Consider the following 26,739-nt stretch of genomic DNA (forward strand, 5'->3'; position numbering starts at 1 on the left):
GGCCGCATACCCGCTTGTGCGGTGCGGGAAAATCTGGCACGGTTCAAAAGTAGGACAGGTATACTGTCCTAACCAGCCCGGTTTCGGGCGTCCGAGAGGCCTTTGGCGTGGCTACCGAGACGACGACGAAACGAGACACGGAAGACACCCGCGAGGGTGTTTGCGGGTTTGCGCGGCTGAGCTGAAGCTGCGCGCGCCCGCCTGCGGCGGGCGCGAAAATCGGGTCGCGGCCGCCTGATAGGCGACGAACGACCCGGGACGATCCCCACAATCGCTCCGGGCGAGACACGGCAAAGTCCGTTCTCGAAGACGGGCAAGGCAGGGGACGATGCGGAAGAGACTCATCATCGAAGGAGACCGGCACGTAGAGGCCGCGACGCGGCCGTCGGTGCAGGCGGTGGATCCGCTGCTTCCGTCGGCCCAGGGCCTCTACGATCCCTCTCAGGAAAAGGATTCCTGCGGCGTCGGCATGGTTGCCGACATCCACAACCGCAAGACCCACGCGATCGTGCAGCAGGGGCTGCAGATCCTCAAGAACATCGATCATCGCGGCGCCGTCGGCGGCGACCCGACCATGGGCGACGGATGCGGCATCCTCGTCCAGATCCCGCATCGCTTCTTCGCCGAGGAATGCGCGACGCTCGGCATCGCCCTGCCGGAGCCCGGTTCCTACGGCATCGGCCACCTGTTCATGCCGCGTGACGCGGAGGCCTGCCGCGAGGTCGAGGCCATCGTCACGCAAGCGGTCGCCGACGAGGGGCTGACCCTGCTCGGCTGGCGCGAAGTGCCGGTCCGCTCCGAGGACCTCAGCGACTCCGTCCGGGCGACCGAGCCGCGCCAGCGTCAGATCTTCATCACCTCGCCGAAGGCGGTCGAGGATGCCGACGTCTTCGAGCGTCAGCTCTACATCGTCCGCAAGGTGATCTCGAACGCCGTCTACGAGCGGCGCGATCCGAAGCTCCTCGAATTCTACCCGGTCTGCCTCTCGTCGCGGACCATCGTCTACAAGGGCATGGTGCTCGTCCACGAGCTCGGTCACTACTACCGGGACCTCGAGGATCCGCGCTTCGAGAGCGCGCTCGCCCTCGTCCACCAGCGCTTCGCGACCAACACCTTCCCGTCCTGGCGTCTCGCCCATCCGTACCGCTTCGTCGCCCATAACGGCGAGATCAACACGCTGCGCGGCAACGTGAACTGGATGGCCGCGCGGCAGGCCTCGGTGGATTCGGAGCTGTTCGGCAACGACATCTCCAAGCTCTGGCCGATCTCCTACGAAGGCCAGTCCGACACGGCCTGTTTCGACAACGCGCTCGAATTCCTCGTGCGCGGCGGCTACTCGCTGACCCATGCCATGATGATGCTCGTGCCCGAGGCCTGGGCCGGCAACCCGCTCATGGACGAGGACCGGCGCGCCTTCTACGAGTATCACGCCGCGCTGATGGAGCCGTGGGACGGCCCGGCCGCGATCGTCTTCACCGACGGGCGCCAGATCGGGGCGACGCTCGACCGCAACGGCCTGCGCCCGGCCCGCTTCCTCGTCACGGAGGACGGGCTCGTCGTCCTCGCCTCCGAGGCCGGCGTGCTGCCGATCCCCGAATCCTCGATCGTTCAGAAGTGGCGCCTGCAGCCCGGCCGCATGCTGCTGATCGACCTCGAACAGGGCCGCATCGTCGAGGACGAGGAGATCAAGCGCGATCTCGCGACCGCCAATCCCTACAAGGATTGGCTGCGCCGCACGCAGATCGTGCTGGAGGATCTGCGCAAGGTGCAGCCGCGCGAGCCGCGCCACGACGTCTCACTGCTCGATCGCCAGCAGGTCTTTGGCTACACGCAGGAGGACCTGAAGCTCCTGATGCAGCCCATGGCCGTGACCGGCCAGGAGGCCGTCGGCTCGATGGGGACGGACACGCCGATCTCGGCGATCTCCTCCCGTTCCAAGCTGCTCTACACCTATTTCAAGCAGAACTTCGCCCAGGTGACGAACCCGCCGATCGACCCGATCCGCGAGGAACTCGTCATGAGCCTCGTCTCGTTCATCGGGCCGCGGCCGAACATCCTCGACCTCGAAGGCACGAGCCGGCGCAAGCGGCTGGAGGTGCGCCAGCCCATCCTCACCAACGAGGATCTGGAGAAGATCCGCTCCATCGGCCATTTCGAGGACCGGTTCGACACCAAGACGCTCGACATCACCTATCCGAGCGAGAGCGGGGCGGCGGGGCTCGAGGGGGCGCTCGAGCGGCTCTGCAACCGCGCCGACGCGGCCGTCTTCGGCGGCTACAACATCATCGTCCTGTCGGACCGGGCCGTCGGGCCGGACCGCATCCCGATCCCGGCGCTGCTGGCGACGGCGGCGGTGCATCACAACCTGATCCGCAAGGGGCTGCGCACCTCCGTCGGGCTCGTGCTCGAGACGGGCGAGGCGCGGGAGGTGCACCATTTCGCCTGCCTCGCCGGCTACGGCGCGGAGGCCATCAACCCCTATCTCGCCTTCGAGACCCTGCTCGACATGAAGGACGAGATGCCGCCGGAGGTGGACGAGAAGGAGATCGTCTACCGCTACATCAAGTCGATCGACAAGGCGCTCCTGAAGGTCATGTCCAAGATGGGCATCTCGACCTACCAATCCTATTGCGGCGCGCAGATCTTCGATGCGGTCGGCCTGCGTTCCGACTTCGTCGACAAGTATTTCTTCGGAACGGCGACCAAGATCGAGGGCGTCGGCCTCGCCGAGATCGCCGAGGAGACGATGCGCCGGCACAACGACGCCTTCGGCGACGCTCCGGTCTACCGCAACGCCCTCGATATCGGCGGTGAATACGCCTACCGGCTGCGCGGCGAGGACCACGTCTGGACGCCCGACAGCGTCGCGGCCCTGCAGCACGCGGTCCGTCTCAACGCCAAGGAGCGCTATCAGGAATTCGCGCGGCTGGTGAACCGGCAGGACGAGCGGCTGAAGACGCTGCGCGGCCTCTTCCGCATCAAGTCCGCCGAGGAGATCGGCCTCGCTCCCGTGTCGATCGAGGAGGTCGAGCCGGCCGCGGACATCGTCAAGCGCTTCTCGACCGGCGCCATGTCCTATGGCTCGATCTCGCGGGAGGCGCACGAGACGCTCGCCATCGCCATGAACGCGATCGGCGGCAAGTCGAACACGGGCGAGGGCGGGGAGCTGTCCGAGCGCTACCGGCCGCTGCCGGACGGGCGCTCCAAGCGCTCGGCCATCAAGCAGATCGCCTCCGGCCGCTTCGGCGTCACGACCGAGTATCTCGTCAATTCGGACATGATGCAGATCAAGGTCGCCCAGGGCGCGAAGCCCGGCGAGGGCGGCCAGCTTCCGGGCCACAAGGTCGATGCCAAGATCGCCAAGGTCCGCCACTCGACGCCGGGCGTCGGCCTGATCTCGCCGCCGCCCCATCACGACATCTACTCGATCGAGGACCTGGCCCAGCTCATCTTCGACCTGAAGAACGTGAACCCGGCGGCGGATGTCTCGGTCAAGCTCGTCTCCGAGGTCGGCGTCGGCACGGTCGCCGCGGGCGTCGCCAAGGCGCGCGCGGACCACATCACGGTCTCCGGCTTCGAGGGCGGCACGGGCGCCGCGCCCCTCACCTCGATCAAGCATGCCGGCTCGCCCTGGGAGATGGGCCTCGCCGAGACGCATCAGACGCTGGTGCTGAACAAGCTGCGCGGGCGCGTCGCGCTCCAGGCCGATGGCGGCATCCGCACGGGGCGCGACTCGCTCGTGGCCTTCCTGCTCGGCGCCGACGAGATCGGCGTCTCGACCGCGCCGCTCATCGCGGCCGGCTGCATCATGATGCGCAAGTGCCACCTCAACACCTGCCCGGTCGGCGTCGCGACCCAGGATCCGGTGCTGAGGAAGCGCTTCAAGGGCGCGCCCGAGCACGTCATCAACTACTTCTTCTTCGTCGCCGAGGAGCTGCGCGAGCTCATGGCGGCGATGGGCGTGCGCCGGATCGAGGATCTCGTCGGCCGCTCCGACTATCTCGACCGCGAGACCGCGGTGGAGCACTGGAAGGCGAACGGGCTCGATTTCAGCGGCATGTTCCACCGTGTCGAGGCGGGCGAGGGCATGGCCACGCGCCATGTCGAGCGCCAGCACCATCCGATCGAGGACGTGCTCGACCGCCGCCTGATCGCGCAGGCACGCGCGGTCATCGATGGCGGCGATCCCGTCGCGATCGAGGAGCGCGTGACCAATGTCGACAGGACCGTCGGCGCGATGCTCTCGGGCGAGATCGCGAAGGCCCACGGCCATGAGGGACTACCGGACGACAGCGTCGCGATCCGGCTGACCGGGACGGCCGGCCAGAGCTTCGGCGCCTGGCTCGCCGCGGGCGTGACGCTGACGCTGGAAGGCGATGCCAACGACTATGTCGGCAAGGGCCTTTCAGGCGGCAAGCTCATCATCAAGCCGTCGGCCGAGACCCAGGCCGTGGCGGAGAACTCGATCATCGTCGGCAATACGGTGCTGTACGGGGCGGTCGCCGGCGAGTGCTATTTCCGCGGCGTCGCGGGCGAGCGCTTCGCGGTGCGCAACTCCGGCGCCATCGCCGTGGTCGAGGGGACCGGCGATCACGGCTGCGAGTACATGACGGGCGGCGTCGTGGTCGTGATCGGCAATACCGGGCGCAATTTCGCGGCCGGCATGTCGGGCGGCATCGCCTATGTCCTCGACGAGGACGGCACCTTCGCCAAGCGCTGCAACCTCTCCATGGTCGATCTCGAGCCGGTCGAGGAGGAGGAAGACCTGATGCAGCGCACGCATCAGTCGGGCGACCTCGAGACGAAGGGACGGATCGACATCATGTCCGACATGTCCGGCCGCGACGAGGAGCGCCTCACCGATCTCCTCACGAACCACCTCGCCTATACCGGCTCGGCGAAGGCGAAGGACATCCTCGACAACTGGGCGGAGTACCGGACGAAATTCGTCAAGGTGATGCCCGTCGAGTACCGCCGCGCCATCCGCGAGATGGAGCGCGGACGGATGCTCCAGGCGGCGGAATAACGTCATGCCGTCCCGGACGCCGCGAGGCGGCGATCCGGGATCGCCAACCGGATCGAGTGTTTAACGGTCTCGGCTCGTCGCGTCGCGACGGCCGGGATGACGGGTGGATGATATGGGTAAGGTCACGGGCTTTCTGGAATACGACCGGCAGGAGCAGAAGTATCAGCTCGCCGGCGATCGCGTGCGCCACTTCCGGGAGTTCACGCTCCCGCTGGATGACGGCGATCTGCGCAAACAGGCCGCCCGCTGCATGGATTGCGGCATTCCGTTCTGCCATGGGCCGACCGGCTGCCCGGTGCACAACCAGATCCCGGATTGGAACGACCTCGTCTACCAGTCGGACTGGGAGGAGGCGCTGCGCAACCTCCACTCGACGAACAACTTCCCGGAATTCACCGGCCGCATCTGCCCCGCGCCCTGCGAGGAGGCGTGCACGCTGAATCTCGAGAACCAGCCGGTCGCCATCAAGACGATCGAGCAGGCCATTGCGGACAAGGCGTGGAGCAGCGGCTGGATCCGGCCCGAACCCGCCGCGATCCGGACGGGTCGGCGCGTCGCCGTGATCGGCTCCGGCCCGGCCGGCCTCGCCGCGGCCCAGCAGCTCGCGCGCGTCGGCCATGAGGTCCATGTCTTCGAGCGCGAGCCGAAGGCGGGCGGCCTTCTGCGCTACGGCATCCCCGACTTCAAGATGGAGAAGCATCACATCGACCGGCGCGTCCAGCAGATGGAGGCGGAAGGCGTCGTGTTCCATTACGGCGTGCATGTCGGCGTGACGCGCAGCCTGTCCTCGATCGAGGAGGAGTTCGACGCCGTCCTGCTCTCGGGCGGTGCCGAGGACCCGCGCGATCCGCAGCTTCCCGGGCAAGAGCTCGTGGGCGTGCATTTCGCCATGCCATTCCTGGTCCAATCGAACCGGCGCGTCGGTGGCGAGCCGGAGACGAGCGAGGAGCCGATCCTCGCCACCGGCAAGAACGTCGTCGTCATCGGCGGCGGCGACACGGCCTCGGACTGCGTCGGCACCTCCTTCCGGCAGGGCGCCTTGTCCGTGACCCAGCTCGACATCCGTCTCCGTCCGCCGGAGCGCGAGGACAAGCTGATCGTGTGGCCCTATTGGCCGACCAAGATGCGCACCTCGTCGAGCCAGGCGGAAGGTGCCGAGCGCGAGTTCCAGACCGCGACGCTTCGGCTCGAGGGCCGCAAGGGCAAGGTGACGGGTGTCGTCTGCGCCCGCGTCGACGAGAAGAGGCAGCCGATCCCGGGCTCCGAATTCGTCCTCCCGGCGGATCTCGTCTTCATGGCGATCGGCTTTGCCGGCTCCCTCAAGACCGGGATGCTGGAACAGGGCGGCTTCGCGCTCGATCGGCGCGGCAACGTGGTCGCGAACGAGAGCGACTACCGCACCTCGCGCGAGAAGGTCTGGGCCGCCGGCGACATGCGGCGCGGCCAGTCGCTCGTCGTCTGGGCGATCCGCGAGGGGCGCCAGGCCGCGCGGGCCATCGACGAGGCCCTGATGGGCGCCTCGGTCCTGCCGCGCTGAGGAACTCGTCATGAGCGATGCCGGCGAGGACCTGCTCGAACTCTTCGCGCTGAACGATTCGCCGATGGCGCAGGGTTTCGGCTTCAGGACGGTCAGCGCCTCGCGCGACTGCGTGGTGGCCGAGCTTCTGGTCGAGGAGCGCCACAGCAACCGGAACGGCGTGCTGCACGGCGGGACGATCATGGCGCTCGCCGACAACACGGCCGGGACCGCGACCTTCCTGAACCTGCCCGAGGGCTTCGGCACGACGACCGTCGAGAGCAAGACGAACTTCTTCGCCGCGATCAAGGTCGGAGACCTCGCCCGCGCCGAGGCGACGCCGCTCCACCGGGGTCGCACGACGATGGTCTGGCAGACGCGGATCACGCGTCCGGACGGCAAGCTCGCGGCGATGGTGACGCAGACCCAGCTCGTGATGAAGAAATAGCGCTGCGAGCCGGGTTCAGCCGAGCCGCACCAGCACGAGGCCGAAGAGGATCACCACCGCCGCCAGCGCCCGCGTCCATTGCAGCGGTTCCTTGACGACGATCACGGCGATCGCGACGGCAAACAGCACGCTCGATTCCCGCAGTGCCGCGACGAGGGCGATCGGTGCGATCGTCATGGCCCAGATGGCGATCCAGTAGGAGGCGAGAGACATCGTCCCGCCGACGACACCCTGACGCCAATAGCCGAGTGCCTCCCTCAGCTTCTTGCCGCCCCGGCGCCAGGCGGCGTAGGCCGAGAGCGTGATGCCATCGGCGACGAAGAGTGCGGCCGTATAGGCGTGAGGACTGCCGGAGGCCCGCGCGCCCAGGCCATCCGACAGGGTGTAGCCGCAGATCGACGCTGCCGTCAGGAGCGCCAGTCCGATGGCGAGAGGGTCGACGCGCCCACCGCTCCGGCGGCCGAGGATCGACATGGCGGCGACGCCGAGGCCGAGAGAGGCGATGCCGAAGAGCTGCAAGGCGCTCACGGGCTCCTGAAGCAGGAGCGCGGAGGCGAGCGCGGTCATCAGCGGAGCGCCCCCGCGGGCGATCGGATAGACCTGCCCCATATCGGCCCGAGCATAGGCTGAGGTGAGAACGATCGAATAGGCGAGATGGAGCGCGATCGAGGTCGCGAGCCAAGGCCAGGACGACCGCGGCGGAAGCCCGAGCACGATAAGGGCCGGGAGGGCGACGAGCCCCGCGAAGCCCATGATCAGCGTCATCGCCAGCAGCGGCTCGAGGCGGAGCTTCAGGAACGCATTCCAGCCCGCATGCAGTGCGGCGGCCGCGAGCACGGCCGCGAAGACGTGAAACTCCATGGGGCGGCGGCTTCGGTCCCGAGGGATGGAGACGGAGGACTGGACCGACGAAGCCGATGCGGCGGCGAGAGCCCGCTGTCAACGAAACGTCATGGTCTCCTTCGCGCGGACGGCGCGGAATTCGGTGTCGGCCAGCTCCACCTCCCTGCAACCTGCATCGTCTTCTCGCCGTCTGCGTGAAACGCCGGGGGGATGCACAAGAGAGAAGCTTTTCCGCCACCCTTCCAGCCGCTAGAGACCTCGCGTAGCCCCCGCCCTGGGGCGGGCCGCCCGACCAGACCGCGTGACGGATTACCGAGATGCAGATCAACCCTCCCTACCTGATGTTCCTGGGCGACGTCCCGGACAAGCTCGCGGCCAAGACGGCTTACGGGATCGTGGATTGGCGCCGCGACTGGTGCCTCGGGCAGGTCAGGCTCCCGGGATGCAAGGCGGATCTCGGCATTCCGGACATGTCGGTGAAGGATGCGGCCGCGAAGGGCGCCAAGACGCTCGTCGTCGGGATCGTCAATGCGGGCGGCGTGCTCAACGAAGCCTGGATCCCCACGATCATCGAGGCGCTGGAATCCGGCATGGACGTCGCCAGCGGTCTGCATATCCGTCTCGGTACCGACGAGCGCATCGCGACCGCTGCTCAGAAGCACGGGCGCGCCCTCCACGACGTCCGCATGTCGGACCAGCGCTTCGCCACCGGCAAGGGCACCAAGCGCCCCGGCCTGCGGCTGCTCACGGTCGGAACGGATTGCTCGGTCGGCAAGAAGTACACCGTGCTGGCGATGGAAAAGGCGATGCGTGATCGCGGCCTCGACGCCGATTTCCGGGCGACGGGTCAGACGGGCGTGTTCATCTCCGGCCGGGGCGTCGCGATCGACGCGGTCGTGGCCGACTTCATCTCCGGCGCCGTCGAGTGGATCAGCCCCGCGGGTTCGCCGGGTCACTGGGATCTCGTCGAGGGGCAGGGCTCGCTGTTCCACCCGTCCTTCTCCGGCGTCACGATGGGCCTCCTGCACGGCGCGCAGCCCGACGCGTTCGTGGTCTGCCACGAGCCGACCCGGACGACGATGCGCGGCGTCCAGCACCCGCTGCCGACCATCCAGGAGGTGATCGACCTCACCATCCAGTGCGGCAAGCTGACGAACCCCGCCATCAAGCCGGTCGGAATTTCGGTGAACACGCAGGCTCTCGGCGAGGAGGAGGCGAAGACCTATCTCGCGGGTCTCGAGAAGGAGCATGGTCTCCCGGCGACCGATCCGATCCGGTTCGGTGTCGAGGGGATCGTCGACCGCGTCCTGGCCGACTTCCCGGCGACCAAGACAGCCTGATCGATGGGCACGGATGCCGGGCCGGGATCGGCCCGGCAGCCTCTGACACAGGCCGATATCAGGTCGGTCTTCATCGGCATGATGCTGGCGATGTTCCTGTCGGCCCTCGACGGGACCATCGTCGCGACCGCGATGCCGACGATCGGCCGCGAACTCGGCGACGTCCAGCACCTGCCCTGGATCGTCACCGCCTATCTCCTCGCCTCGACGATTGCGACGCCGCTCTACGGCAAGTTCGCGGACATGCATGGGCGGCGGGTGACGATGCTCGTCGCCGTCGCCGTGTTCATCATCGGCTCGATCGCCTGCGCCCTTGCCCCATCCCTCCTCACGCTGGCCCTGGCGCGGGGCGTTCAGGGTCTTGGGGGAGGGGGCCTCATCGCTCTCGCCCAGACGATCATCGCCGATCTGGTGACGCCGCGCGAACGGGGGCGCTACCAGGCCTATTTCGGCGGCGTCTTCGCGGCCGCGAGCGTGCTGGGGCCGGTGCTCGGAGGCTTCTTCGCGCAGATGCTGCACTGGTCGCTGATCTTCTGGATCAACCTGCCGCTCGGGCTGTTCGCCTTCTGGCTCATCAACGACAAGCTCAAGCGGTTGCCGCGGCGCGAGCGGCAGCACCGGCTCGATCTGCCTGGCGCCGTCCTCCTCGTCGGCGCCACGACGAGCCTGATGCTGATGATGAATTGGGGAGGGCATGACTATGCGTGGCTCTCGCCTCAGGTGCTGGGCCTCGCGGCGGTCTCGCTCCTCGCCTGGATCGGCTTCTTCGCCCGCCTCGCGACGGCGCACGAGCCGCTGATCCCGCTCGCCATCCTTGCCGATCGCGTCGTTGCCGCCGCCACCTTCTCCGGCGCCCTGTGCGTCGGTACCTATGTCGGCCTCTCGATCATGGTGCCGATCTTCTTCGAGACCAGCCTCGGCCTGTCCGCGCGGCAATCGGGCCTTGCGCTCATCCCCTTCATGATCGGCGTGCCGATCGGCGCGACGATCTCGGGCCGGACCATGGCGGTCGTCGCGAACTACAAGGCCGTGCCGACCGCTGGACTCGCATTGTCCGTCCTCTGCTTCGCCGCCTTCGCGCTCCTGGCGGGCGACGAGCATTTCTGGCTGTGCGAGGTTCTGCTGGCCGGGACGGCCTTCGGCATCGGCACGGTGTTCCCGGTCGTCACCGTGGCCCTGCAGAACGCCGCGCCGATCCACCATCTCGGAACCGCGACCGCCACCATGAACTTCATGCGTCAGCTCGCCGGCGCCATCATCGTCGCGATCTTCGGCGCCATCGCGCTCGGCGGCGGCGGGCTCGCCGTCGAAGGGTTCGAGCGACGCGGTGCTGTCGATGCGGCGGCTTTCCGGATCGTCTTCTTCATCGCGGTCGGAATGCTCGCGGCGGCGCTCGCGATCTTCGCGCTGATGGAGCAGCGTCCGCTGCGGGATACCGCACCACCCGAGGAGCGGAGCGGCTCGTGAAGCGCTACGCGGTCAAGGAAATCTTCTACACGCTGCAGGGGGAGGGGCGGCAGAGCGGCCGTGCCGCCGTGTTCTGCCGCTTCGCGGGCTGCAACCTGTGGACCGGACGCGACGGCGACCGGGCCGCGGCCGCGTGCCGGTTCTGCGACACCGATTTCGTCGGCGTCGACGGGGAGGGGGGCGGCTTCTTCCGCGGCGCGGAGGCGCTCGCCGATGCGGTCGCCGGCTGCTGGGGGCCGGGCGAGGAGCGCCGCTTCTGCGTTCTGACCGGGGGCGAGCCGCTGCTCCAGGTGGACGAGGCGCTGGTCGACGCGCTCCATGCGCGCGGGTTCGAGATCGCCGTCGAGACGAACGGCACGCTCGAGCCGCCGCGCGGCATCGACTGGATCGCCGTCAGCCCCAAGGGCGAGGCGCCGCTCAGGCTGACGCGCGGAAACGAGCTGAAGCTCGTCTATCCGCAGGAGGATGCGCCGCCGGAGCGCTTCGCCGGCCTCGCCTTCGACGATTTCTGCCTCCAGCCGATGGACGGCCCCGATTCCGCCCGGAACACCGCGCTCGCCGTCGCCTATTGCAAGGCCCATCCGCGCTGGCGTCTCAGCCTCCAGACTCACAAATGGCTCGGTATCCCGTAAAGGGGACCCCATGAAGATCACCCAGGCTTTCACCTTCGAGGCGGCGCACCGCCTGCCGAACGTGCCCGAGACGCATCGCTGCTTCCGGATGCACGGCCATTCCTACAGGATCGAACTGACCCTCGAGGGGCCGGTCGACCCGCGCAGCGGCTTCGTCATCGACTTCTTCGACGTCGAGGCGGTCTTCGCCCCGCTGCTCGAGCGGCTCGATCATCATTGCCTGAACGAGGTCGAAGGGTTGGAGAACCCGACGGCGGAGCATATCGCGATCTGGATCTGGCAGCGCGTGAAGCCGCTGCTGCCGCTCGTCTCATCCGTGCGCGTCTACGAGACGCCGCAGAGCTGGGCCGAGTACGAAGGCGTTTGACGATGAACGAGCACGCACTCCCGGCCGGCCGCGCGGGGAACGACGAGGGGGCGGGCCGCCCGACGCGCGAGGAGGCCGAGGAGGCCGTCCGCACGCTCATCCGCTGGGCGGGCGACGATCCGCGCCGCGAGGGCCTCGCCGACACGCCGTCGCGCGTCGTGCGCGCCTACGAGGACTGGTTCGCCGGCTATCGGCAGGACCCCGCCAGCGTCCTCGCCCGGACCTTCTCGGAGATCGCCAAGTACGACGAGATGGTGATCCTGAAGGACATCCCCTTCTCTTCGCATTGCGAGCACCACATGGCGCCCATCCAGGGCAAGGTCCATGTCGGCTACCTGCCGAGGAAGCGCGTCGTCGGCATCTCGAAGCTCGCGCGCCTCGTCCAGGCCTTCGCCCGCCGCCTCCAGATCCAGGAGCGGCTGACGGCCGAGATCGCGGACGCGTTGCAGGCCGAACTCCAACCCCTCGGCGTCGCGGTCATGATCGAGGCGACCCATGCCTGCATGACGACGCGCGGCGTCCATGCCCGCGAGGCCGTCATGACGACGAGCCGCATGCTCGGCATCTTCCGCGAGAACGCCAAGACCCGCGCCGAATTCCTGGCCGCGATCGGCAAGTAGGTAACCCTCCCTTGGAGGGGGAGGGTCGACGGCGAAGCCGGCGGGGTGGGGTGAAACCCACCTCGGGTCATCGCAAACGCCTGCGAGCCGTAGGCCGCGCGTCACCCCACCCCGGCCCTTCGGTCCGACCCTCCCCCTCCAGGGGAGGGTGGCGTCGGCAAAGCCGCAATCTGCGGCAGGATTGTCACCCTCCGCCGCGGCGTCCCTGCTATAATCCGAGCCGTTGTCATTGCTTCCGGGAGGGTCGGCTTGCTCGCGATCAGACGTCTCGCGCTCGGCGCCATCGCCGCCGGCTCGCTTCTGTCCGGTGCCGCGCAGGCGGAAAGCGTGCCGCCCTTCTTCGGCTATTCGGGCTATTTCGGCGGTCCGTCGCCCTATTACACGCCTCATTCCGACGTCCACCAGACGACCCGGATGGAGCACGGGACCCAGGCCTTTGGCGTGCGCACCTATACGCCCGGCGGGCCGTTCTGGCGCTATCAGCTCAACAACGAGGGCTTCCGTGCCCATCGCCGGCATCACCGCCGCTCGTCGATCCGCGTCCGCGGCTGATCTCAGCCGAAAAACCGCTGCAGAGCCGCGAGGGTCTCGTCCGGCCGTTCCTCGGCCAGGAAGTGGCCGCCATCGACAGACGCGCCGTCGATGCGCGGCGCGAAGGTGCGACGCCAGGATTCGAGCGGAGCCTCCGCGCCGGCCTTCTCGAGATAGCCCCGGCTCCAGACGAGGAAGGACGGGCAGGCGATGGTCCGGCCGGCGGCGAGGTCGCGCGCGTCCTGCTCGCGGTCGAGCGTGCGTCCGGCCCGGTAATCCTCGCAGAAGGCGTGGATACGGTTCGGTTCGTTGCAGCTCTGGCGGTAGGATTCGAGCGCGGCCGGATCGAAGATGTCGAGCTCGCCCTTTCCGGACCATTTGCGCATGAGGCCCTCGAAATAGGGCAGGGGATCGCGTCCGATCTCCTCCTCGGGCAGCGGGGCGGGCCGGCTCAGGAAATCCCAATGGGCGGCGGGCTGGAGACCGGCTTCGATCCGCTCCCAGGCGACGAGGGTCGGCACGATGTCGAGCAGCGCGAGGCGCTCGATCCGGCCGGGCTCGTCGAGGGCGAGGCGATAGGCGACGCGCCCGCCCCGGTCGTGCCCGACGATGCCGAAATGGACATGGCCGAGCGCCTCCATCACGGCGACGGCGTCGCGGCCCATCGCCCGCTTCGAATAGGTTTCATGGCCCTCTCCGTCCCTCGGGACGGAGGACCAGCCATAGCCGCGCAGATCCGGACAGACGACGCGGTGGGTCCGCGCGAGAGCCGGCGCGATCCTGTGCCAGGCCGCATGGGTCTGCGGGAAGCCGTGCAGCAGGAGCAGCGGCGGCCCCTCTCCCCCGGCCCGCGCGAAGATGCGGCCCGCTTCGGTGTCGATCCAATGCGAGTCGAAGCCGGGAAAGAGGTCTCGGGTCATGCCGGATGGTCCTCGGGCAGCCACGCGGGCTCGATATCGGTCAGGGCGAAGCCGTCGCCCTTGAACAGGAGCGGGGCGGCGCGCTGGCGCGCGAGCCCCATGACGAGGCAGTCGCCGAAGGTCAGCGCGGCCGGATGGCGCCCCTGCCCGTAGGAGGCGAGGGCCGCCCGCGCGAGGGCCGTCTGCGTCTCGTCGAAGGGCACGACCTCGATGCCGAGGACCACGAGCAGCTCGTCCAGCGCCTTGCCCTCGTAGCCCGGAAAGCGGCGGCGGAGCAGGACGTCCGTTTCGAGGACGACGCCGGTCGAGGTCGCGACGCCGGGCATCTGGAGGATGAGATCGGTGAAGAAGGCGCGTTCCGGCTCGTTGAACAGGATCGCGGCGAGCGCCGAGGTGTCGACGACCATCAGACGAGGTTCTCCTCGATATCCTCGTCCGCGGCCTGCTGGCGCGGAAGGGCGTCGAAATAATTGGTGATCTCGCGCAGGCGGCGCCTGCGGCGGGCGATCTCCTGCTCGTTCGGGGACATGCGGGCGAGCCGCTCGGCGATGGAGATCCGCACGGCCTCCGTGATCGCTTCTCCGGTGCGGATCGACAGCTCGCGGATGAGATGCTCGACTTCGGCATCCCTGATGAGAACGGCCATGGCGCTCCTCGCGGGTGGCGGTGAATCGGCCTTATAGCCCGCCCCCGATGTCCGGCCCATGCCTGCGGGATCGATGAGCGGTCGGACTCAGGAGCAGGGAACAAACCCTCCCCTGGAGGGGGAGGGTCGGACCGAAGGTCCGGGGTGGGGTGATGCACGCCATTCACTACACTGCGCATGACGACTCGGAGAGGCCGGTTTCACCCCACCCCGCCGGCTTCGCCGGCGACCCTCCCGCTCCAGGGGAGGGTGATCGTCCCCCGCTGGAGGAGCCCCGCCGACCGTCTCAGCCGCGCTCCCGCGCCACCGCCCGGAAGCCGATGTCGCGCCGGCAGAAGCCTTCGGGCCACTGGATCGCCTCGACGCCGCGATAGGCGAGGCTCTGCGCCTCGGCGATGGAGGGGGCGAGGGCGGTGACCGCGAGGACGCGCCCGCCCGAGGCGACGAGGTCCTCGCCCGAGCGGGCCGTGCCGGCCTGATAGACCGTGATCCCGCCGATCGCTTCGGCCGCGTCGACGCCGCGGATCACCGAGCCCTTTCCGACCGCGCCGGGATAGCCCTTCGTCGCCATCACGACGGTAAGGGCGGCATGGTCGGACCAGCTCGGCTCGAGCGTGTCGAGCGTGCCGTCCCGTGCGGCGATCATCGCGGCGAGAAGATCGGTGCGCAGGCGCGGCATCAGCACCTCGGCCTCGGGATCGCCGAAGCGGACGTTGTATTCGATCAGCTTCGGGCCGTCCGCCGTCAGCATGAGGCCGGCATAGAGGATGCCGAGGAAGGGCGTGCCGCGCGCACGCATCCCGTCGAGGGTCGGGCGGATGATCCGCGCCATGATCTCCTCTTCGAGGGCGGGCGTCACGACGGGCGCGGGCGAATAGGCGCCCATGCCGCCGGTATTCGGCCCCTCGTCGCCGTCGAAGGCGCGCTTGTGGTCCTGGGCTGTGCCGAAGAGCACGGCATGGGTTCCGTCGCAGAGCGCGAAGACGCTTGCTTCCTCGCCGACGAGGCATTCCTCGACGACGATCTCCGCTCCTGCCGCGCCGAGCCCGCCGCCGAGCATCGAGCGCGCGGCGTCTTCTGCCTCCGCGACCGTGGCGGCGACGACGACGCCCTTGCCGGCCGCGAGGCCGTCCGCCTTGACGACGATCGGCGCGCCGGCCGCACGCAGATGGGCGAGGGCGGGGTCGAGATCGGAGAAGCGGGCGAAGGCGGCGGTCGGGATGTCGAACTCGCTCGCCAACTCCTTGGTGAAGGCCTTCGAGCCTTCGAGCTGCGCGGCGGCCGCGCTCGGGCCGAAGCAGCGGAACCCGGCGGCTTCGAGATCGTCGGCGAGTCCGGCGACGAGCGGCGCTTCCGGACCGATGACGACGAAGCCGATGGCCGCCTCGCGGCAATAGGCGATGACGGCTGCGTGGTCGGCGACGTCGAGCGGCACGTTGGTGCCGTGGCTGGCCGTGCCGGGATTGCCGGGGGCCGTGAAGAGGGCGTCGCAGAGCGGGCTCGCCGAGAGCGCCTTGGCCAGAGCGTGTTCCCGGCCGCCGGAGCCGATGAGAAGGATGTTCATGCCGGGTGCCTAGCGGGGAGGGCGGCGCGCGGCAACGGCAATGCGACCTTTCCCATCCGCTCACCCCGGCTTTCGCCGCGAGGGGCGGAGGGGGCGTGGCGCAACCCGGTGGGCGCGAGCAGGTCTGCTCTCAGCCTCGATTCCACGGATCGACGATCGACACGCCCGTATCGACGAAGTCGGCGACGTTGCGGGTCACGAGGATGAGGTCGTGGACGAGCGCCGTCGCTGCGATCAGCCCGTCGGCATCGCCGCGCGGCCGGATGGCCGAGAGCCGGCCCCATTCGACGGCGACCTGGTCGGTGATCGGAAGGATCCGGTCCGCATGGTCGCGCCGCAGGCGGGCGAGCCATTCGGCGAGATGGCCTGCGGCGACGGGGTCGCTGCCGCGGCGCAATGCGATGCCGCGCATGATCTCTCCGAGCGTGATCACGCTGAGATGGATTCCTCCGGGATCGACCGATCGCAGCCAGGACACCGCCTCGGGCGATCGCCGCCTCGCCTCCGACAGGACGTTGGTGTCGACGAGATACATCAGAGCGGAACGTCACGGCTCGGCGCCGAGGAGCGCTTCGTGATGTCCTCGATCAGGCCCTCGTCCCAGTCGGGACCGGCGAGCAAGGTATCGACGATGCTGGGCCTTCCCGCCTTCAGCGCGTCGAAATCCTCGGCGGAGAGGATCACGGCGGCCCTCTCGCCTCGGAGCGTCACCGTTTGCGGGCCTTCGGCGCGAGCCCGCCTCACCACTTCGGAGAACTGGTTCTTCGCATCCTGCAAGGCCCAAACCATCGCGGGTCTCCTGGCTAGTCTAGCCAGTTTAGCATGAGACGCCGGTCGCGGATATGGGACGAGCGGTGACGGCGGGCCGATGGCATCCGTGCTACAAGCCCGCCATGCCCGCAGCGCCCGAATCCACCAAAGCGCCCGACAATGCGCCCGAATGGTCCGTCGCCGAACTCGCCGGCGCGCTGAAGCGCACGCTGGAGGACCGGTTCGGCCTCGTGCGGGTGCGCGGGGAGGTATTCGGTTATCGCGGCCCGCATTCCTCCGGCCACATGTATTTCTGCCTGAAGGACCGCGACGCGCGGCTCGACGCCGTGGTCTGGCGAAGCGCGGCCTCGCGGCTGCGCTTCAAGCCGCAGGAGGGACTAGAGGTCGTCGCGACCGGGCGCATCACGACCTTCCCCGGCAAGTCGACCTACCAGATCGTTGTCGAGCAGCTCGAACCCGCCGGCGCGGGCGCCCTCATGGCGCTGCTCGAGGAGCGCCGGAAGACGCTTGCGGCGGAGGGGCTCTTCGCGGCCGAGCGCAAGCGGCCGATCCCCTACCTGCCGCGCGTGATCGGCGTCGTGACCTCGCCGACCGGCGTCGTCATCCGCGACATCCTCCACCGCCTCGCCGACCGCTTCGAACGCGACGTCGTGCTCTGGCCCGTCCGCGTCCAGGGCGAGACGTCCGGAGCCGAGGTCGCGGCCGCCATCGCCGGGCTCAACGCCCTGCCGAAGGGCGGCCCGATCGCACGGCCGGACGTGATTATCGTCGCCCGCGGCGGCGGCTCGCTGGAGGACCTGTGGGGGTTCAACGACGAGGCTGTGGTGCGGGCCACCGTCGCGAGCGCGGTCCCGATCATCTCCGCGATCGGCCACGAGACCGACTGGACGCTGCTCGACCACGCCGCCGACGTCCGGGCGCCGACGCCGACGGGCGCGGCGGAGATGGCGGTGCCGGTCCGGTCCGAACTCGTCATGCAGGTCGCGGGCCTCGCCTCCCGGCTCGAACAGGGGGCGCGGCGGGGCGTCGAGACCCGGCGGCGCGACCTGCGCGGCGCGGCGCGGGCGCTGCCCTCGCCGGACATGCTGCTGGCCGCACGGCGTCAGCGCCTCGATCTCGCCAGCGCGCGGCTCCCGCCCGCGCTCCTCGCCAATGCGCGCGACCATGAGGCCCGGCTGCGCCGGCTCGCCGACCGGCTCGGGCGCCATTCGCCGCGCGTCGCCCTCGCGACGGCGCGCGCCCGTCTCGATGCGCTCGCCGCGAAGCCCGGACCGGCGCTGTCGCGGCTCCTGGCGGAGCGGGGGCGTCGGCTCGAGGATCTCGCCGGCCGTCTCGCGGTCGGCCGCCTGACGGCGCTGCGGGCGGAGACGATCAGGCTGGAGCGGGCACGCGAACGCCTCGCCGCCCTCGCGGCGCGGAGCGCGCGCGCCTTGGCCGGCGGCGTGGAGCGGCGCGAGGCGCGGCTCTCCGCTCTTTCGGCCCTGCTGGGCAGCCTCGGCTACCGCTCCGTGCTGGAGCGCGGCTATGTGGTGGTCCGCTCGGCCGAAGGCCATGCGCTGCCGCGCGCGGACGGGATCGCGTCGGGGCAGGCGCTCGAGCTCGAATTCGCCGATGGCCGCCGCCGGGTCACGGCCGAGGGCGGCGGTCCCGGCCAGCGCGTGAAGCGGACGGGGGCGTCCGATCGCGCCCTTGCCCAGCCGAGCCTCTTCGAGCAGTAGACGTCACCGGAACGGATGTGGCCGTGATGAACAGACATGCGGGCGGCGGCGAGGCCGTCGTGGAATACCGGGATTCGAACATCCGGGTCGTGCGGCCCGGCCGCTACGTGCTCTGTGCGCAGACGAAGCAGCAGATCCCGCTGGACGATCTCAAATACTGGAGCGTCGAACGGCAGGAGGCCTATGTCTCGCCGGCGGCCGTGCTCGACCGACTCGGCCAGCCGCAGCCGAAGGGCGTGTGATCCGCGCGTCCCGCTGATTTCGGCCCGCCATCCGCCGGCGCCATCTCGAGCGGGGTGTCACCCGATGCGATCCGACAGAAGCCGGCGCACGTCGTCCGCCTCGTCGAAGGCGCAGGTGATCGGGACGGTCTGGATCAGGCCGAGCCGGGGTTCGCCCCCCCGGAGCCCTGCGAGCCGGACGGCATCCTTCTGCGTCGTGACGGGGACGAGGCCGGCCCGCTCCGCCTCGTCGAGCAAAGCGGCGATCTCCACTGCGCGGTAGGGGTGGTGATCCGGGAAGGCGCGCTCGGCTTCGACCAGGAGCCCGAGTTCTCGGCACGTCTCGAAGAACTTCGCCGGCCGTCCGATCCCGGCGAAGGCGAGGGCGCGTCGCCCGGCCAGGCGGTCGGCGACGTCCGGATCCGGCCGGAGGCGCGCCCGGAACACGGGGATCGCCCGGGAGGCGGCATCCTCCGCCACGCGGTCGCCGGCCTCGCCGGCCCCGATGACGATCGCCGCATCGATCCGCGGCCATTGCGCCCCGAGCGGCGCCCGAAGGGGGCCCGCTGGCAGCACGCATCCGTTCCCGATTCCGACCGCGCCGTCGAAGACGGCGAAGGAGAGGGTCTTGGCGAGCGACGGGTTCTGGAGCCCGTCATCCATCACGATCACGTCGGCGCCGAGCGAGGCGGCGAGGGCCGCACCCGCGGGGCGGTCGCGGGAGACGATGCTGGGTGCCCCCTGCGCGAGGAGAAGCGGCTCGTCCCCCGCTTCGGCGCTGCCGTGCCGCGCCGGATCGACCTGCACCGGGCCGGCCAGCGAACCGCCATAGCCCCGCGTCAGGAAGGACGGCCGCCGTCCCGCGTCCCGCAGCAGGGCGGCGATGGCGAGCGCGGTCGGGGTCTTGCCCGAGCCGCCGACCGTGACATTGCCGATGCAGACGACCGGAACGGGCGGCGTCACGCCCGGCTTCGCCATGCGGCGCCCGGCGACGAGGCCGTAGATCGCGGCTGCCGGCGCCAGGGCCGCCGATGCGAGACCGGGCGGCCGCCACCAGAAGCCGGGCGCCTTCACGCCGGGTCCCTGCTTCCGGCCGGGTTCTCCGGCGGCAGATAGGGGGCGAGAGCCTCGAGCGTCCGGGCCAGCGCGCCGCCGAACCGGCCGAGGGTCGCGTGGCCGGCCCGCGCCATGCCGCGGATCAGGCCCGGCTGGCGCAGGAGTTCCGCGACCGTCGCGGCGAGGCGCTCGGGCGGGTCGACGGCGAGGGCGCCTCCGGCCGCGTCGAGAGCCTCATAGATCTCGGCGAAATTCGCGACATGCGGGCCGTGCAGCACCGCGGCGCCGAGCCGTGCCGGCTCGATCGGGTTCTGTCCCCCATGAGGGACGAGCGAGCCGCCCATCAGCACGAGCGGCGCGATGCGGTAGAACAGCCCGAGATCCCCGACCGTATCGACGAGATGGAGGTCTCCGGCCGCTTCGGCCGGCTCGCCCAGCGATCGGCGCGTGACGGACAGCCCCGAGCCGCGCGCATCCTCGGCCAGGGCGTCGCCGCGCTCGGGGTGGCGGGGGGCGAGGATCGTCAGCAGCCCCGGCCGCTGCGCGCGGAGCGCGAGATGGGCGGCGACGACCTCCTCCTCCTCTCCGGGATGCGTGCTGGCGGCCATCCACAGCGGCCGGCCCGCGAGCCGGCCGGCGAGAGCCTCGACGTCGGCGGGATCGGCCGGCAGCGGAGGGATGTCGAATTTGAGATTGCCGGACACCGCGGCGACGGGCGCACCGAGCAGCGCCAGGCGTTCGGCATCGCCCTCGCTCTGCGCGAGGCAGAGCGTGAAGCGCCCGAAGACGGCGCGTCCGGTCATGGGCGCGCGCTGCCATCCCGCGAGGGAGCGGGCCGAGAGCCGGCCGTTGACGAGGGCGAGCGGGATCGCGCGGCGGTCGATCTCGACGAGGAGATTCGGCCAGACCTCCGATTCCGCGAAGAGGGCGAGCGAGGGCTGCCAATGGTCGAGGAAGCGCCGCACATAGCGCGGCACGTCGAGCGGAAGGTATTGATGGAAGGCGCCCGCCGGCAGCCGCTTCTCGAGGATCTCCGCCGAGGTGCGCGTGCCGGACGTCACGAGGACGGAGAGGCCCCGTCCGACGAGGGCCCCGATGAGCGGCAGCAGCGACTGGGTCTCGCCGATCGAGGCGCCATGCGCCCAGACGAGGGGGCCGTCGGGACGCGGGCGATCGGTGCGGCCGAACCGCTCTCCGAGCCGCTCCGGCTCCTCCTTGCCGCGATCCGCGCGTCTGCGCAGATACGGCGCGGCGAGGGGGGACAGGAGCGTCGCGGCGATCCGGTAGGCCGCGAGCGGGGCGGGAACGGGCCGGCTCACGCCGCTCGGCCCGCCGCCGGGGATCGCGACAGCTCGGCGAGGCCGCGCCCGGGATCGTCGCGGCCGACGAGCGCGAAGGCCCGCCGATGGACGTCGTCGAGGCCGCTCTCGACGGTACGGCGGACCGCCTCGAGGGCGACCGCGTCGGCATCGCGGTCCACCGAGACGAAATCGCCGACGACGATGGCGCAGCGGCCGAAGGGGAGGCCGATGCTCGCCTTGTCCCAGCTGTCGAAGGAGAGGCGCCGGCTTGCGGTCACGGCGACCGGGACGATGGGACGTCCCGAGAGCCGCGCCAGCGTCACGATCCCCTCGCCGCAGCGCCTCGCGATCTTCGGCACGTCGGCGGTGAGGACGATGCTCTCGTCGTTCGAGAGGGCCTTCAGCATCGCCCGCAGGGCCGCGGCGCCGCCCTTCGCGCGCGGGTCGCGGCCGCGCGCGCCGGACCCTCGGATCGCGTGGATCCCGAGTTCCTCGAGGGCGATGGCATTGAACTCACCGTCCCGGGAGCGTGAGACGAGGCTGGCGATCCGGTCCGTGGGACGCCGCAGATAGGGCAGCATGAAATGCTGGCCGTGCCACATCGCCACGATCACTGGCCAGTTTGCGTCGAAGGGCGGGTAGGGATCGGCGGGCTCGACGACGATCCGGTTGGTCCGGTGGACGAGGCGCAGATAGCCGGCGAGGGCGCGACCGATCGTCCTCTGAACCCCCGGCCGTCGGCCGAATTCCTTGAGCCAGCCCACAGCCGCGACTCAGGCGGCGTCCGGATCGAGCAGGCGGTGCAGGTGGACGACGAAATAGCGCATTTGGGCGTTGTCGACCGTTCCCTGCGCCTTCGCCTTCCAGGCGGTGTAGGCGGTGGCGTAGTTGGGATAGATGCCGACGATATCGAGCTTCGACAGGTCGCGGAAATCGGCCTTGCCGAGATCCGTCAGTTCGCCGCCGAAGACGAGGTGCAGAAGCTGTTTGCCGGGTTGTTCAGCGTGTTCGCTCATCATGTCGCTCCGCGAAGGGGGATCGGACGTCACGCTCTGATGGCGTCGATGAGGCCATGTTGCAACTGCGAAGGGCTCGCCATCATCTCGGGATGGACGGGCTCGAGCCGATTGTAGCCGATCGGCAGGCCGTCGAGGTCGAACAGCGCGCCGCCGGCCTCGCTCAGGATCATGTCGGCGGCCGCGATGTCCCAGTCGCGGGCGTTCGACGAGACGAGCCCCACATCGACCGCGCCTTCTGCGACGCGCGCGATGCGGAGCGCGAGAGAGGGGATGCGCGGCGCCCGCGTCAGGGCCGGATAGCGGCGCGCCAGCCGGTCGACGAAGGGGACCGGCCCCGCAACGCTGGCGGTGTCGAGATCGTGCCGGGCGGATACCGCCATCCGGCTGCCGTTTCGGAACGCGCCCCGCCCGGCCGTCGCTTCGTAGAGCGTTTCGTGAGCCGGGGCGTTGACGATGCCGAGCACCGGACGGCCGGCGACCAGCAGCCCGATCGCGACCGACCAGTCCCGGTTGCCTCCGAGGAACGCGCGGGTGCCGTCGATCGGATCGACGATCCAGACGAGATCGCGCTCGAGGCGGCGGCGATCGTCCGTGGTCTCCTCGGACAGCCATCCGGCCTCGGGGAGCAATTGGCTGAGATGGACCTTGAGGTAGGTGTCGACGGCGACATCCGCCTCCGTCACCGGCGATCCGCCGGCCTTCGACCAGATCCGCGCCGACGTCGAGCGCTCCGGATGGAAGAAGCGCATGGCGAGACGCCCTGCCTCCTCGGCGATGTCGCGCACGCGGGGCAGAAGGCGGCTGGGGAGTTCGTCGGAGGCGATCATCGAGAGACCGAGCAGTAGGGGAGGGTGGCCGGCCCGGCAAGCAATCCGAGGCCGCGATGCAAGGCGAAAATTCAAGGTATCGCGGCAAGGCTCCGTTCAGGATGGCGCCGGAAACCAATGGATCCACAAAGCTTTAACTCTTCCGATTAAGCGCTTTGCGGCCTCCCGCGGGCCAGTCTGCAGCCACTGAACGACCGGGCAACAAGGGTCGTCGGTTCAACGGGCGATCCAGTCGGGACCATCGGTCCCTCGGATCTTCGGCAGGGCGAGGCGGTGATGGTGTGTGACGGAATAAGGCTGGCGGAGGACGATCGGAGCTTCGAGGCTTCGCCCCTCCCCGTGATGGACGCGCAGGGATCGGTTCCCGGGGCGGGCCGCCCGGTCGGGCTCGCGCTCGAATTCGAGGAGGGACGGTTCGCGATCCATATCAGCGGTCCGGACGACGAGCCGCTGGTGACGCTCGGCCTCTACGACCATGAGGACGTGATCGCGGTCTGGCGGGCGATGGCCGCGTCGTCGGGTCTTCCGCTCCTGCTTCCCGGCCCCGACGGGCGCCTTCAGCAGCCCTATCCGCAGATCGGCCGGCTGGTCGTGGGCGCGTGCATCGAGCGCCGTCGCCTCGGCGTGCTGTCGGGCCGCAGGCCCCGATTCCTCGCACGCCGCAAGTCCTCCCGGCTGCCGCGCCGGCCCCTCGTCCACCGCAATACCGAGATCGTGGAAGGGCGCGCGCTCTGAACCTTGGGCGAAGCGCGCTCGAATCGTTGTCGTCGCAGCGCCGCGACGGGCTCGGATCAGAGGGCGCCGCGCGGGAGGGCCGTCGAGCCGGTCAGGCCGCCGCCACCGAGAAGCCCGCCGCCCTGGCCGCTCTTGGCCTGCTTCTCCATCTGCTGGACCTTGGCGGCGATGTTGCAGGCCCGCGCGCGGATCGCCGTGGCCTTGGCGTGATCGCCCTTGATGCTCTCGATGAAGGAGTCCGGAATCTGGCACCACTCCTTGTTGGTCGTGGTCCATTTCAACAGCGTCTCGCCGTTCGCGACCAGGCGGCCGAAGCCTGAACAGGCGAACTTCGCGTCGAGCTGCTTGCCCTTGGCCGGCTGCAGGCTCTGCGCGATCGTCCGGCGCTGGTCGAGGTGCTTCTGGACATCGCCGCAGCCGGACGCCTGAGCCCAGGCCTGCCCGCTGACGGCGCTAACCGCAATGGCGGCAAGGCCCAATGCGATGGATGGCGCACGCAACTTCGGCGACATGATCGTCCCCCCAAATCTCGACCCTGCTCGGACGAGGAAAAATAGCACGGATCCGGAAAGCGTTGGAAACGGCCGCATCGGATCGATGATAACCGAAAACACGAGATTGTGGCGTCTTTTGCGTCACTGCTGAACGAGAGTGCCGGAGACCGACTTGGCAGAATACGATTTTGCGGCCCAGCGGCTGTTCGTCGATTCGGATCTCGCGGCCGATGCCCTCGTTCCGCTCGAGCGCCAGGCGGCGCATTATCTGTTGTCGGTCCTGCGGCTCGGCGCCGGCGATGCGATCCACGTCTTCAACGGGCGAGACGGCGAATGGCGCGCCGTGGTCGAGCCGTCGGGGCGGAAGGCGGCCCATCTGCGCGTCGGCAGCCGCGTCAGGGAGCAGACCGCCCGGCCCGACCTCGCCTTGCTCTTCGCGCCGCTGAAACATGCCCGGCTCGACTACATGGTGCAGAAGGCCGTCGAGATGGGCGTCTCCGAGCTTCGCCCCGTCCTGACGCGGCGGACGGTCGCGACGCGGGTCAATCTCGAGCGCATGCGCGCGAATGCGGTCGAGGCCGCCGAACAATGCGGCGTCCTCGCGCTGCCCGGCATCGTCCCGGAGGCGCGCCTGCCGCAGGCTCTCGACGCACTTCCGGCCGATCGCCTCGTCGTCTTCTGCGACGAGGACGCGCCGGTGGTGGACCCGGTCGCGGCGCTGGCATCGGCCGGTCCGGCGGTGGGATTCGCGCTCGTGATCGGCCCGGAAGGCGGTTTCGACCCCTCGGAGCGCGAGGCGATCCTCGCGCGCCCCCGTGTCTGCCGGCTCTCGCTCGGGCCCCGCATTCTCCGCGCCGATACGGCCGCGGTCGCGGCGCTGGCCGTCCTCCAGTCCGCGCTCGGGGACTGGAGGTGATGCGCAAGCCTGAGACCGTCGTTGCAGCCTCCCTCATGGAGCCCTATAGCCGAGCGCCCTTGGAGCGTCGCTGTTCGGCTCGCTCCGTCTTGCGGGTTTCGTCCCGCCCAGCCGAGGTTGCCCATGGCGCGTGACGTCACCGACGCGACACCGATCTCGTCGCGTGACGAGATGGTGGCCTGGGTCGAAGCCGGCGAGAAGCCCTCCTCCCAGTGGAGGATCGGCACGGAACACGAGAAGATCCCCTTCTACCGGGCCGGTCATCGGCCCGTTCCCTATGAGGGCGAGCGGGGGATTCGGGCCCTGGTCGACGGACTTGGGCGGGCGATCGGCTGGGAGCCGATCGTGGAGGATGGCCGGCCCATCGGCCTCGCGGATCAGGCCGGAGGCGGGGCGATCTCGCTCGAACCGGGCGGGCAGTTCGAATTGTCGGGCGCACCGCTCCAGACGGTCCATGAGACGGCGCGTGAGCTCGAGCAGCATCTCGCGGCGGTTCGGGGCGTCGCCGATCCACTCGGCATCGGCTTCCTGACGCTCGGCATGAGTCCCGCCTGGACCCGCGCCGAGACGCCGGTCATGCCCAAGGGCCGCTACGGCATCATGGCCGCCTATATGCCGAAGGTCGGACAGCTCGGCCTCGACATGATGTTCAGGACGTCGACCGTCCAGACCAATCTCGATTTCGGCTCCGAGGCCGACATGGTCGCCAAGCTTCGCCTGTCGCTGGCGCTTCAGCCGATCGCGACCGCGCTGTTCGCGAACTCTCCCTTCACCGACGGCAAGCCGAACGGCTTCGTGTCGATGCGCTCCGAGATCTGGCGCGACACAGACCGGGCGCGGACGGGCATGCTGCCCTTCGTGTTCGACGAGGGCATGGGCTACGAGGCCTATGTCGACTACGCGCTCGACGTGCCGATGTATTTCGTCAAGCGCGGCGACACCTACCACGACGTGACCGGGCAGTCGTTCCGCGACCTGCTCGCCGGCCGGCTGCCGGGGCTTCCGGGCGAGAGAGCCACGTCGTCGGACTGGGCGAATCACCTCTCGACCATCTTCCCGGAGGTCCGCCTCAAGCGTTTCCTCGAGATGCGGGGTTCCGATGTCGGGCCCCCCGAGATGATCGTCGCCCAGAGCGCGTTCTGGACGGGGCTTCTGTACGATTCGGCCGCGCTCGACGGCGCGATGGAGATCGTCCGCGGCTGGTCGGCCGAGCAGCGTCAGGGGCTCCGCGATGAGGTGCCGCGACAGGGCCTGCGGGCGACGATCGCGGGCCGGACGGTGCGCGAGGTGTCGCGCGAGGTCCTGGCCCTGGCGCGAGCGGGGCTCGCCAAGCGGGCCCGCGCCGATGAAGGCGGGAGCGACGAGACCCGGCATCTCGATGTCCTCGACGCCATCGTCGCGGACGGACGCACACAGGCTGATGCCTGGCTGGACCGGTTCAACGGCGACTGGGGAGGCTCCGTCGAGCCGGCCTTCGACGAGGCGGTGTTCGGCTGAGTCGCCGACCGGATGAGGGCGGCGCTTCCGGCGTCGCCGTGTTCCGCATCGAGCGATGCGCCCGTCGGCCCGTCCTGCCATGCAGCCAGGACAATACCCCTCAGCCTTGAAATTTCGTGCGATTTAGGGCAAATGCGCGCCCGAGCCCGGCAAGCGTGACGACGTCTCGCCCATCGCGGCCGGGCTCTGCCCTCCGACCCATGGGACAGGAGCCGCGTCCGATCCGGACGCGTCACGGCTTTCGCCGGGGTGAAGGGGCGGAAC

At 69.7% G+C, this 26,739-nt stretch carries 27 protein-coding genes; 14 read left to right on the forward strand and 13 right to left on the reverse strand.

The window, feature by feature from the left end:
- Window positions 1-328 precede the first annotated feature (328 nt).
- From gltB to EV668_RS05645, 3 genes are all read left to right on the forward strand, one after another.
- On the forward strand, window positions 329-5,026 hold the full coding sequence (gene gltB / locus EV668_RS05635; protein ID WP_133768832.1) for a glutamate synthase large subunit: 4,698 nt from the start codon (window positions 329-331) through the stop codon (window positions 5,024-5,026).
- Between the two features lie 112 nt (window positions 5,027-5,138).
- Window positions 5,139-6,563, forward strand: a complete 1,425-nt coding sequence (locus EV668_RS05640) for a glutamate synthase subunit beta (protein WP_133769994.1) — start codon at window positions 5,139-5,141, stop codon at window positions 6,561-6,563.
- 10 nt (window positions 6,564-6,573) lie between these two features.
- Window positions 6,574-6,990: a PaaI family thioesterase gene (locus EV668_RS05645; protein WP_245512869.1), complete on the forward strand. Its 417-nt coding sequence runs from the start codon at window positions 6,574-6,576 to the stop codon at window positions 6,988-6,990.
- A gap of 15 nt (window positions 6,991-7,005) precedes the next feature.
- Here the strand turns inward: EV668_RS05645 and EV668_RS05650 are convergent, their stop codons facing one another.
- Complete coding sequence (locus EV668_RS05650; protein WP_133768833.1) at window positions 7,006-7,851, reverse strand: EamA family transporter; 846 nt, start codon at window positions 7,849-7,851, stop codon at window positions 7,006-7,008.
- Window positions 7,852-8,150: 299 nt separating this feature from the next.
- Here EV668_RS05650 and dgcN point away from each other — a divergent pair, with 299 nt between their 5' ends.
- From dgcN to EV668_RS05680, 6 genes are all read left to right on the forward strand, one after another.
- Entirely contained in the window at window positions 8,151-9,173 is a 1,023-nt protein-coding gene (dgcN, locus tag EV668_RS05655; RefSeq protein WP_133768834.1) for an N-acetyltransferase DgcN, read from the forward strand.
- 3 nt (window positions 9,174-9,176) lie between these two features.
- Window positions 9,177-10,640 (forward strand): MDR family MFS transporter, encoded by a 1,464-nt coding sequence (locus EV668_RS05660; protein WP_133768835.1) that lies wholly within the window; start codon window positions 9,177-9,179, stop codon window positions 10,638-10,640.
- Window positions 10,637-11,272: a 7-carboxy-7-deazaguanine synthase gene (gene queE / locus EV668_RS05665; protein WP_133768836.1), complete on the forward strand. Its 636-nt coding sequence runs from the start codon at window positions 10,637-10,639 to the stop codon at window positions 11,270-11,272. Before EV668_RS05660 ends, queE begins: the two co-directional genes overlap by 4 nt.
- A 10-nt stretch (window positions 11,273-11,282) precedes the next feature.
- The gene (queD, locus tag EV668_RS05670; protein WP_133768837.1) at window positions 11,283-11,639 is read left to right on the forward strand and encodes a 6-carboxytetrahydropterin synthase QueD; all 357 of its coding nucleotides are present in this window, start codon (window positions 11,283-11,285) and stop codon (window positions 11,637-11,639) included.
- Window positions 11,640-11,641: 2 nt separating this feature from the next.
- Complete coding sequence (gene folE, locus EV668_RS05675) at window positions 11,642-12,259, forward strand: GTP cyclohydrolase I FolE (RefSeq protein ID WP_133768838.1); 618 nt, start codon at window positions 11,642-11,644, stop codon at window positions 12,257-12,259.
- A 249-nt stretch (window positions 12,260-12,508) separates the two neighbouring features.
- A complete protein-coding gene (locus EV668_RS05680) occupies window positions 12,509-12,811 on the forward strand; it encodes a hypothetical protein (protein WP_133768839.1) in 303 nt (100 codons plus the stop codon).
- Window positions 12,812-12,813: 2 nt separating this feature from the next.
- On the opposite strand, the gene EV668_RS05685 is transcribed toward EV668_RS05680, so the two are convergent.
- From EV668_RS05685 to EV668_RS05710, 6 genes are all read right to left on the reverse strand, one after another.
- Complete coding sequence (locus tag EV668_RS05685; protein ID WP_133768840.1) at window positions 12,814-13,710, reverse strand: alpha/beta fold hydrolase; 897 nt, start codon at window positions 13,708-13,710, stop codon at window positions 12,814-12,816.
- Window positions 13,707-14,117: a type II toxin-antitoxin system VapC family toxin gene (locus EV668_RS05690; RefSeq protein WP_133768841.1), complete on the reverse strand. Its 411-nt coding sequence runs from the start codon at window positions 14,115-14,117 to the stop codon at window positions 13,707-13,709. Before EV668_RS05690 ends, EV668_RS05685 begins: the two co-directional genes overlap by 4 nt.
- Window positions 14,117-14,356, reverse strand: a complete 240-nt coding sequence (locus tag EV668_RS05695) for a type II toxin-antitoxin system VapB family antitoxin (RefSeq protein ID WP_133768842.1) — start codon at window positions 14,354-14,356, stop codon at window positions 14,117-14,119. The genes EV668_RS05690 and EV668_RS05695 overlap by 1 nt, the downstream gene beginning before the upstream one ends.
- Before the next feature lie 286 nt (window positions 14,357-14,642).
- Window positions 14,643-15,920: a phosphoribosylamine--glycine ligase gene (gene purD, locus EV668_RS05700; RefSeq protein ID WP_133768843.1), complete on the reverse strand. Its 1,278-nt coding sequence runs from the start codon at window positions 15,918-15,920 to the stop codon at window positions 14,643-14,645.
- A gap of 130 nt (window positions 15,921-16,050) precedes the next feature.
- On the reverse strand, window positions 16,051-16,455 hold the full coding sequence (locus EV668_RS05705; protein ID WP_133768844.1) for a type II toxin-antitoxin system VapC family toxin: 405 nt from the start codon (window positions 16,453-16,455) through the stop codon (window positions 16,051-16,053).
- Window positions 16,455-16,709, reverse strand: a complete 255-nt coding sequence (locus EV668_RS05710; protein WP_133768845.1) for a type II toxin-antitoxin system Phd/YefM family antitoxin — start codon at window positions 16,707-16,709, stop codon at window positions 16,455-16,457. Before EV668_RS05710 ends, EV668_RS05705 begins: the two co-directional genes overlap by 1 nt.
- Before the next feature lie 104 nt (window positions 16,710-16,813).
- Between EV668_RS05710 and xseA the strand changes: the two genes are divergently transcribed.
- Window positions 16,814-18,409 (forward strand): exodeoxyribonuclease VII large subunit, encoded by a 1,596-nt coding sequence (gene xseA / locus EV668_RS05715; protein WP_133768846.1) that lies wholly within the window; start codon window positions 16,814-16,816, stop codon window positions 18,407-18,409.
- Between the two features lie 26 nt (window positions 18,410-18,435).
- On the forward strand, window positions 18,436-18,651 hold the full coding sequence (locus EV668_RS05720) for a DUF2093 domain-containing protein (RefSeq protein WP_133769996.1): 216 nt from the start codon (window positions 18,436-18,438) through the stop codon (window positions 18,649-18,651).
- A gap of 57 nt (window positions 18,652-18,708) precedes the next feature.
- Here EV668_RS05720 and lpxK read toward each other — a convergent pair whose 3' ends face one another.
- The 5 genes from lpxK to EV668_RS05745 are packed head-to-tail and all read right to left on the reverse strand — an operon-like array spanning window position 18,709 to window position 22,833.
- Window positions 18,709-19,704 carry a tetraacyldisaccharide 4'-kinase gene (lpxK, locus tag EV668_RS05725; RefSeq protein WP_133768847.1) on the reverse strand — a complete coding sequence of 332 codons (996 nt, stop codon included), beginning with the start codon at window positions 19,702-19,704 and terminating at the stop codon, window positions 18,709-18,711.
- Complete coding sequence (locus tag EV668_RS05730) at window positions 19,701-21,005, reverse strand: 3-deoxy-D-manno-octulosonic acid transferase (RefSeq protein ID WP_133768848.1); 1,305 nt, start codon at window positions 21,003-21,005, stop codon at window positions 19,701-19,703. Before EV668_RS05730 ends, lpxK begins: the two co-directional genes overlap by 4 nt.
- The gene (locus EV668_RS05735) at window positions 21,002-21,751 is read right to left on the reverse strand and encodes a lysophospholipid acyltransferase family protein (RefSeq protein WP_133768849.1); all 750 of its coding nucleotides are present in this window, start codon (window positions 21,749-21,751) and stop codon (window positions 21,002-21,004) included. Before EV668_RS05735 ends, EV668_RS05730 begins: the two co-directional genes overlap by 4 nt.
- Before the next feature lie 9 nt (window positions 21,752-21,760).
- Window positions 21,761-22,003 carry a DUF4170 domain-containing protein gene (locus EV668_RS05740; RefSeq protein ID WP_133768850.1) on the reverse strand — a complete coding sequence of 81 codons (243 nt, stop codon included), beginning with the start codon at window positions 22,001-22,003 and terminating at the stop codon, window positions 21,761-21,763.
- A gap of 29 nt (window positions 22,004-22,032) precedes the next feature.
- Window positions 22,033-22,833: a 3'(2'),5'-bisphosphate nucleotidase CysQ gene (locus tag EV668_RS05745; protein ID WP_133768851.1), complete on the reverse strand. Its 801-nt coding sequence runs from the start codon at window positions 22,831-22,833 to the stop codon at window positions 22,033-22,035.
- Window positions 22,834-23,109: 276 nt separating this feature from the next.
- Here EV668_RS05745 and EV668_RS05750 point away from each other — a divergent pair, with 276 nt between their 5' ends.
- Entirely contained in the window at window positions 23,110-23,568 is a 459-nt protein-coding gene (locus EV668_RS05750) for a DUF6101 family protein (RefSeq protein WP_133768852.1), read from the forward strand.
- A gap of 56 nt (window positions 23,569-23,624) precedes the next feature.
- On the opposite strand, the gene EV668_RS05755 is transcribed toward EV668_RS05750, so the two are convergent.
- Window positions 23,625-24,080 carry a hypothetical protein gene (locus tag EV668_RS05755; RefSeq protein WP_133768853.1) on the reverse strand — a complete coding sequence of 152 codons (456 nt, stop codon included), beginning with the start codon at window positions 24,078-24,080 and terminating at the stop codon, window positions 23,625-23,627.
- Between the two features lie 154 nt (window positions 24,081-24,234).
- On the opposite strand from EV668_RS05755, the gene EV668_RS05760 reads away from it, so the two are divergent.
- The gene (locus EV668_RS05760) at window positions 24,235-24,978 is read left to right on the forward strand and encodes a 16S rRNA (uracil(1498)-N(3))-methyltransferase (RefSeq protein WP_133768854.1); all 744 of its coding nucleotides are present in this window, start codon (window positions 24,235-24,237) and stop codon (window positions 24,976-24,978) included.
- Window positions 24,979-25,101: 123 nt separating this feature from the next.
- Window positions 25,102-26,475, forward strand: coding sequence for a glutamate--cysteine ligase (locus EV668_RS05765; RefSeq protein ID WP_133768855.1), 1,374 nt, complete (start codon window positions 25,102-25,104; stop codon window positions 26,473-26,475).
- Window positions 26,476-26,739 lie beyond the last annotated feature (264 nt).

It is taken from the genome of Enterovirga rhinocerotis, assembly GCF_004363955.1.
GTDB classification, from domain to species: Bacteria; Pseudomonadota; Alphaproteobacteria; order Rhizobiales; family Beijerinckiaceae; genus Enterovirga; species Enterovirga rhinocerotis.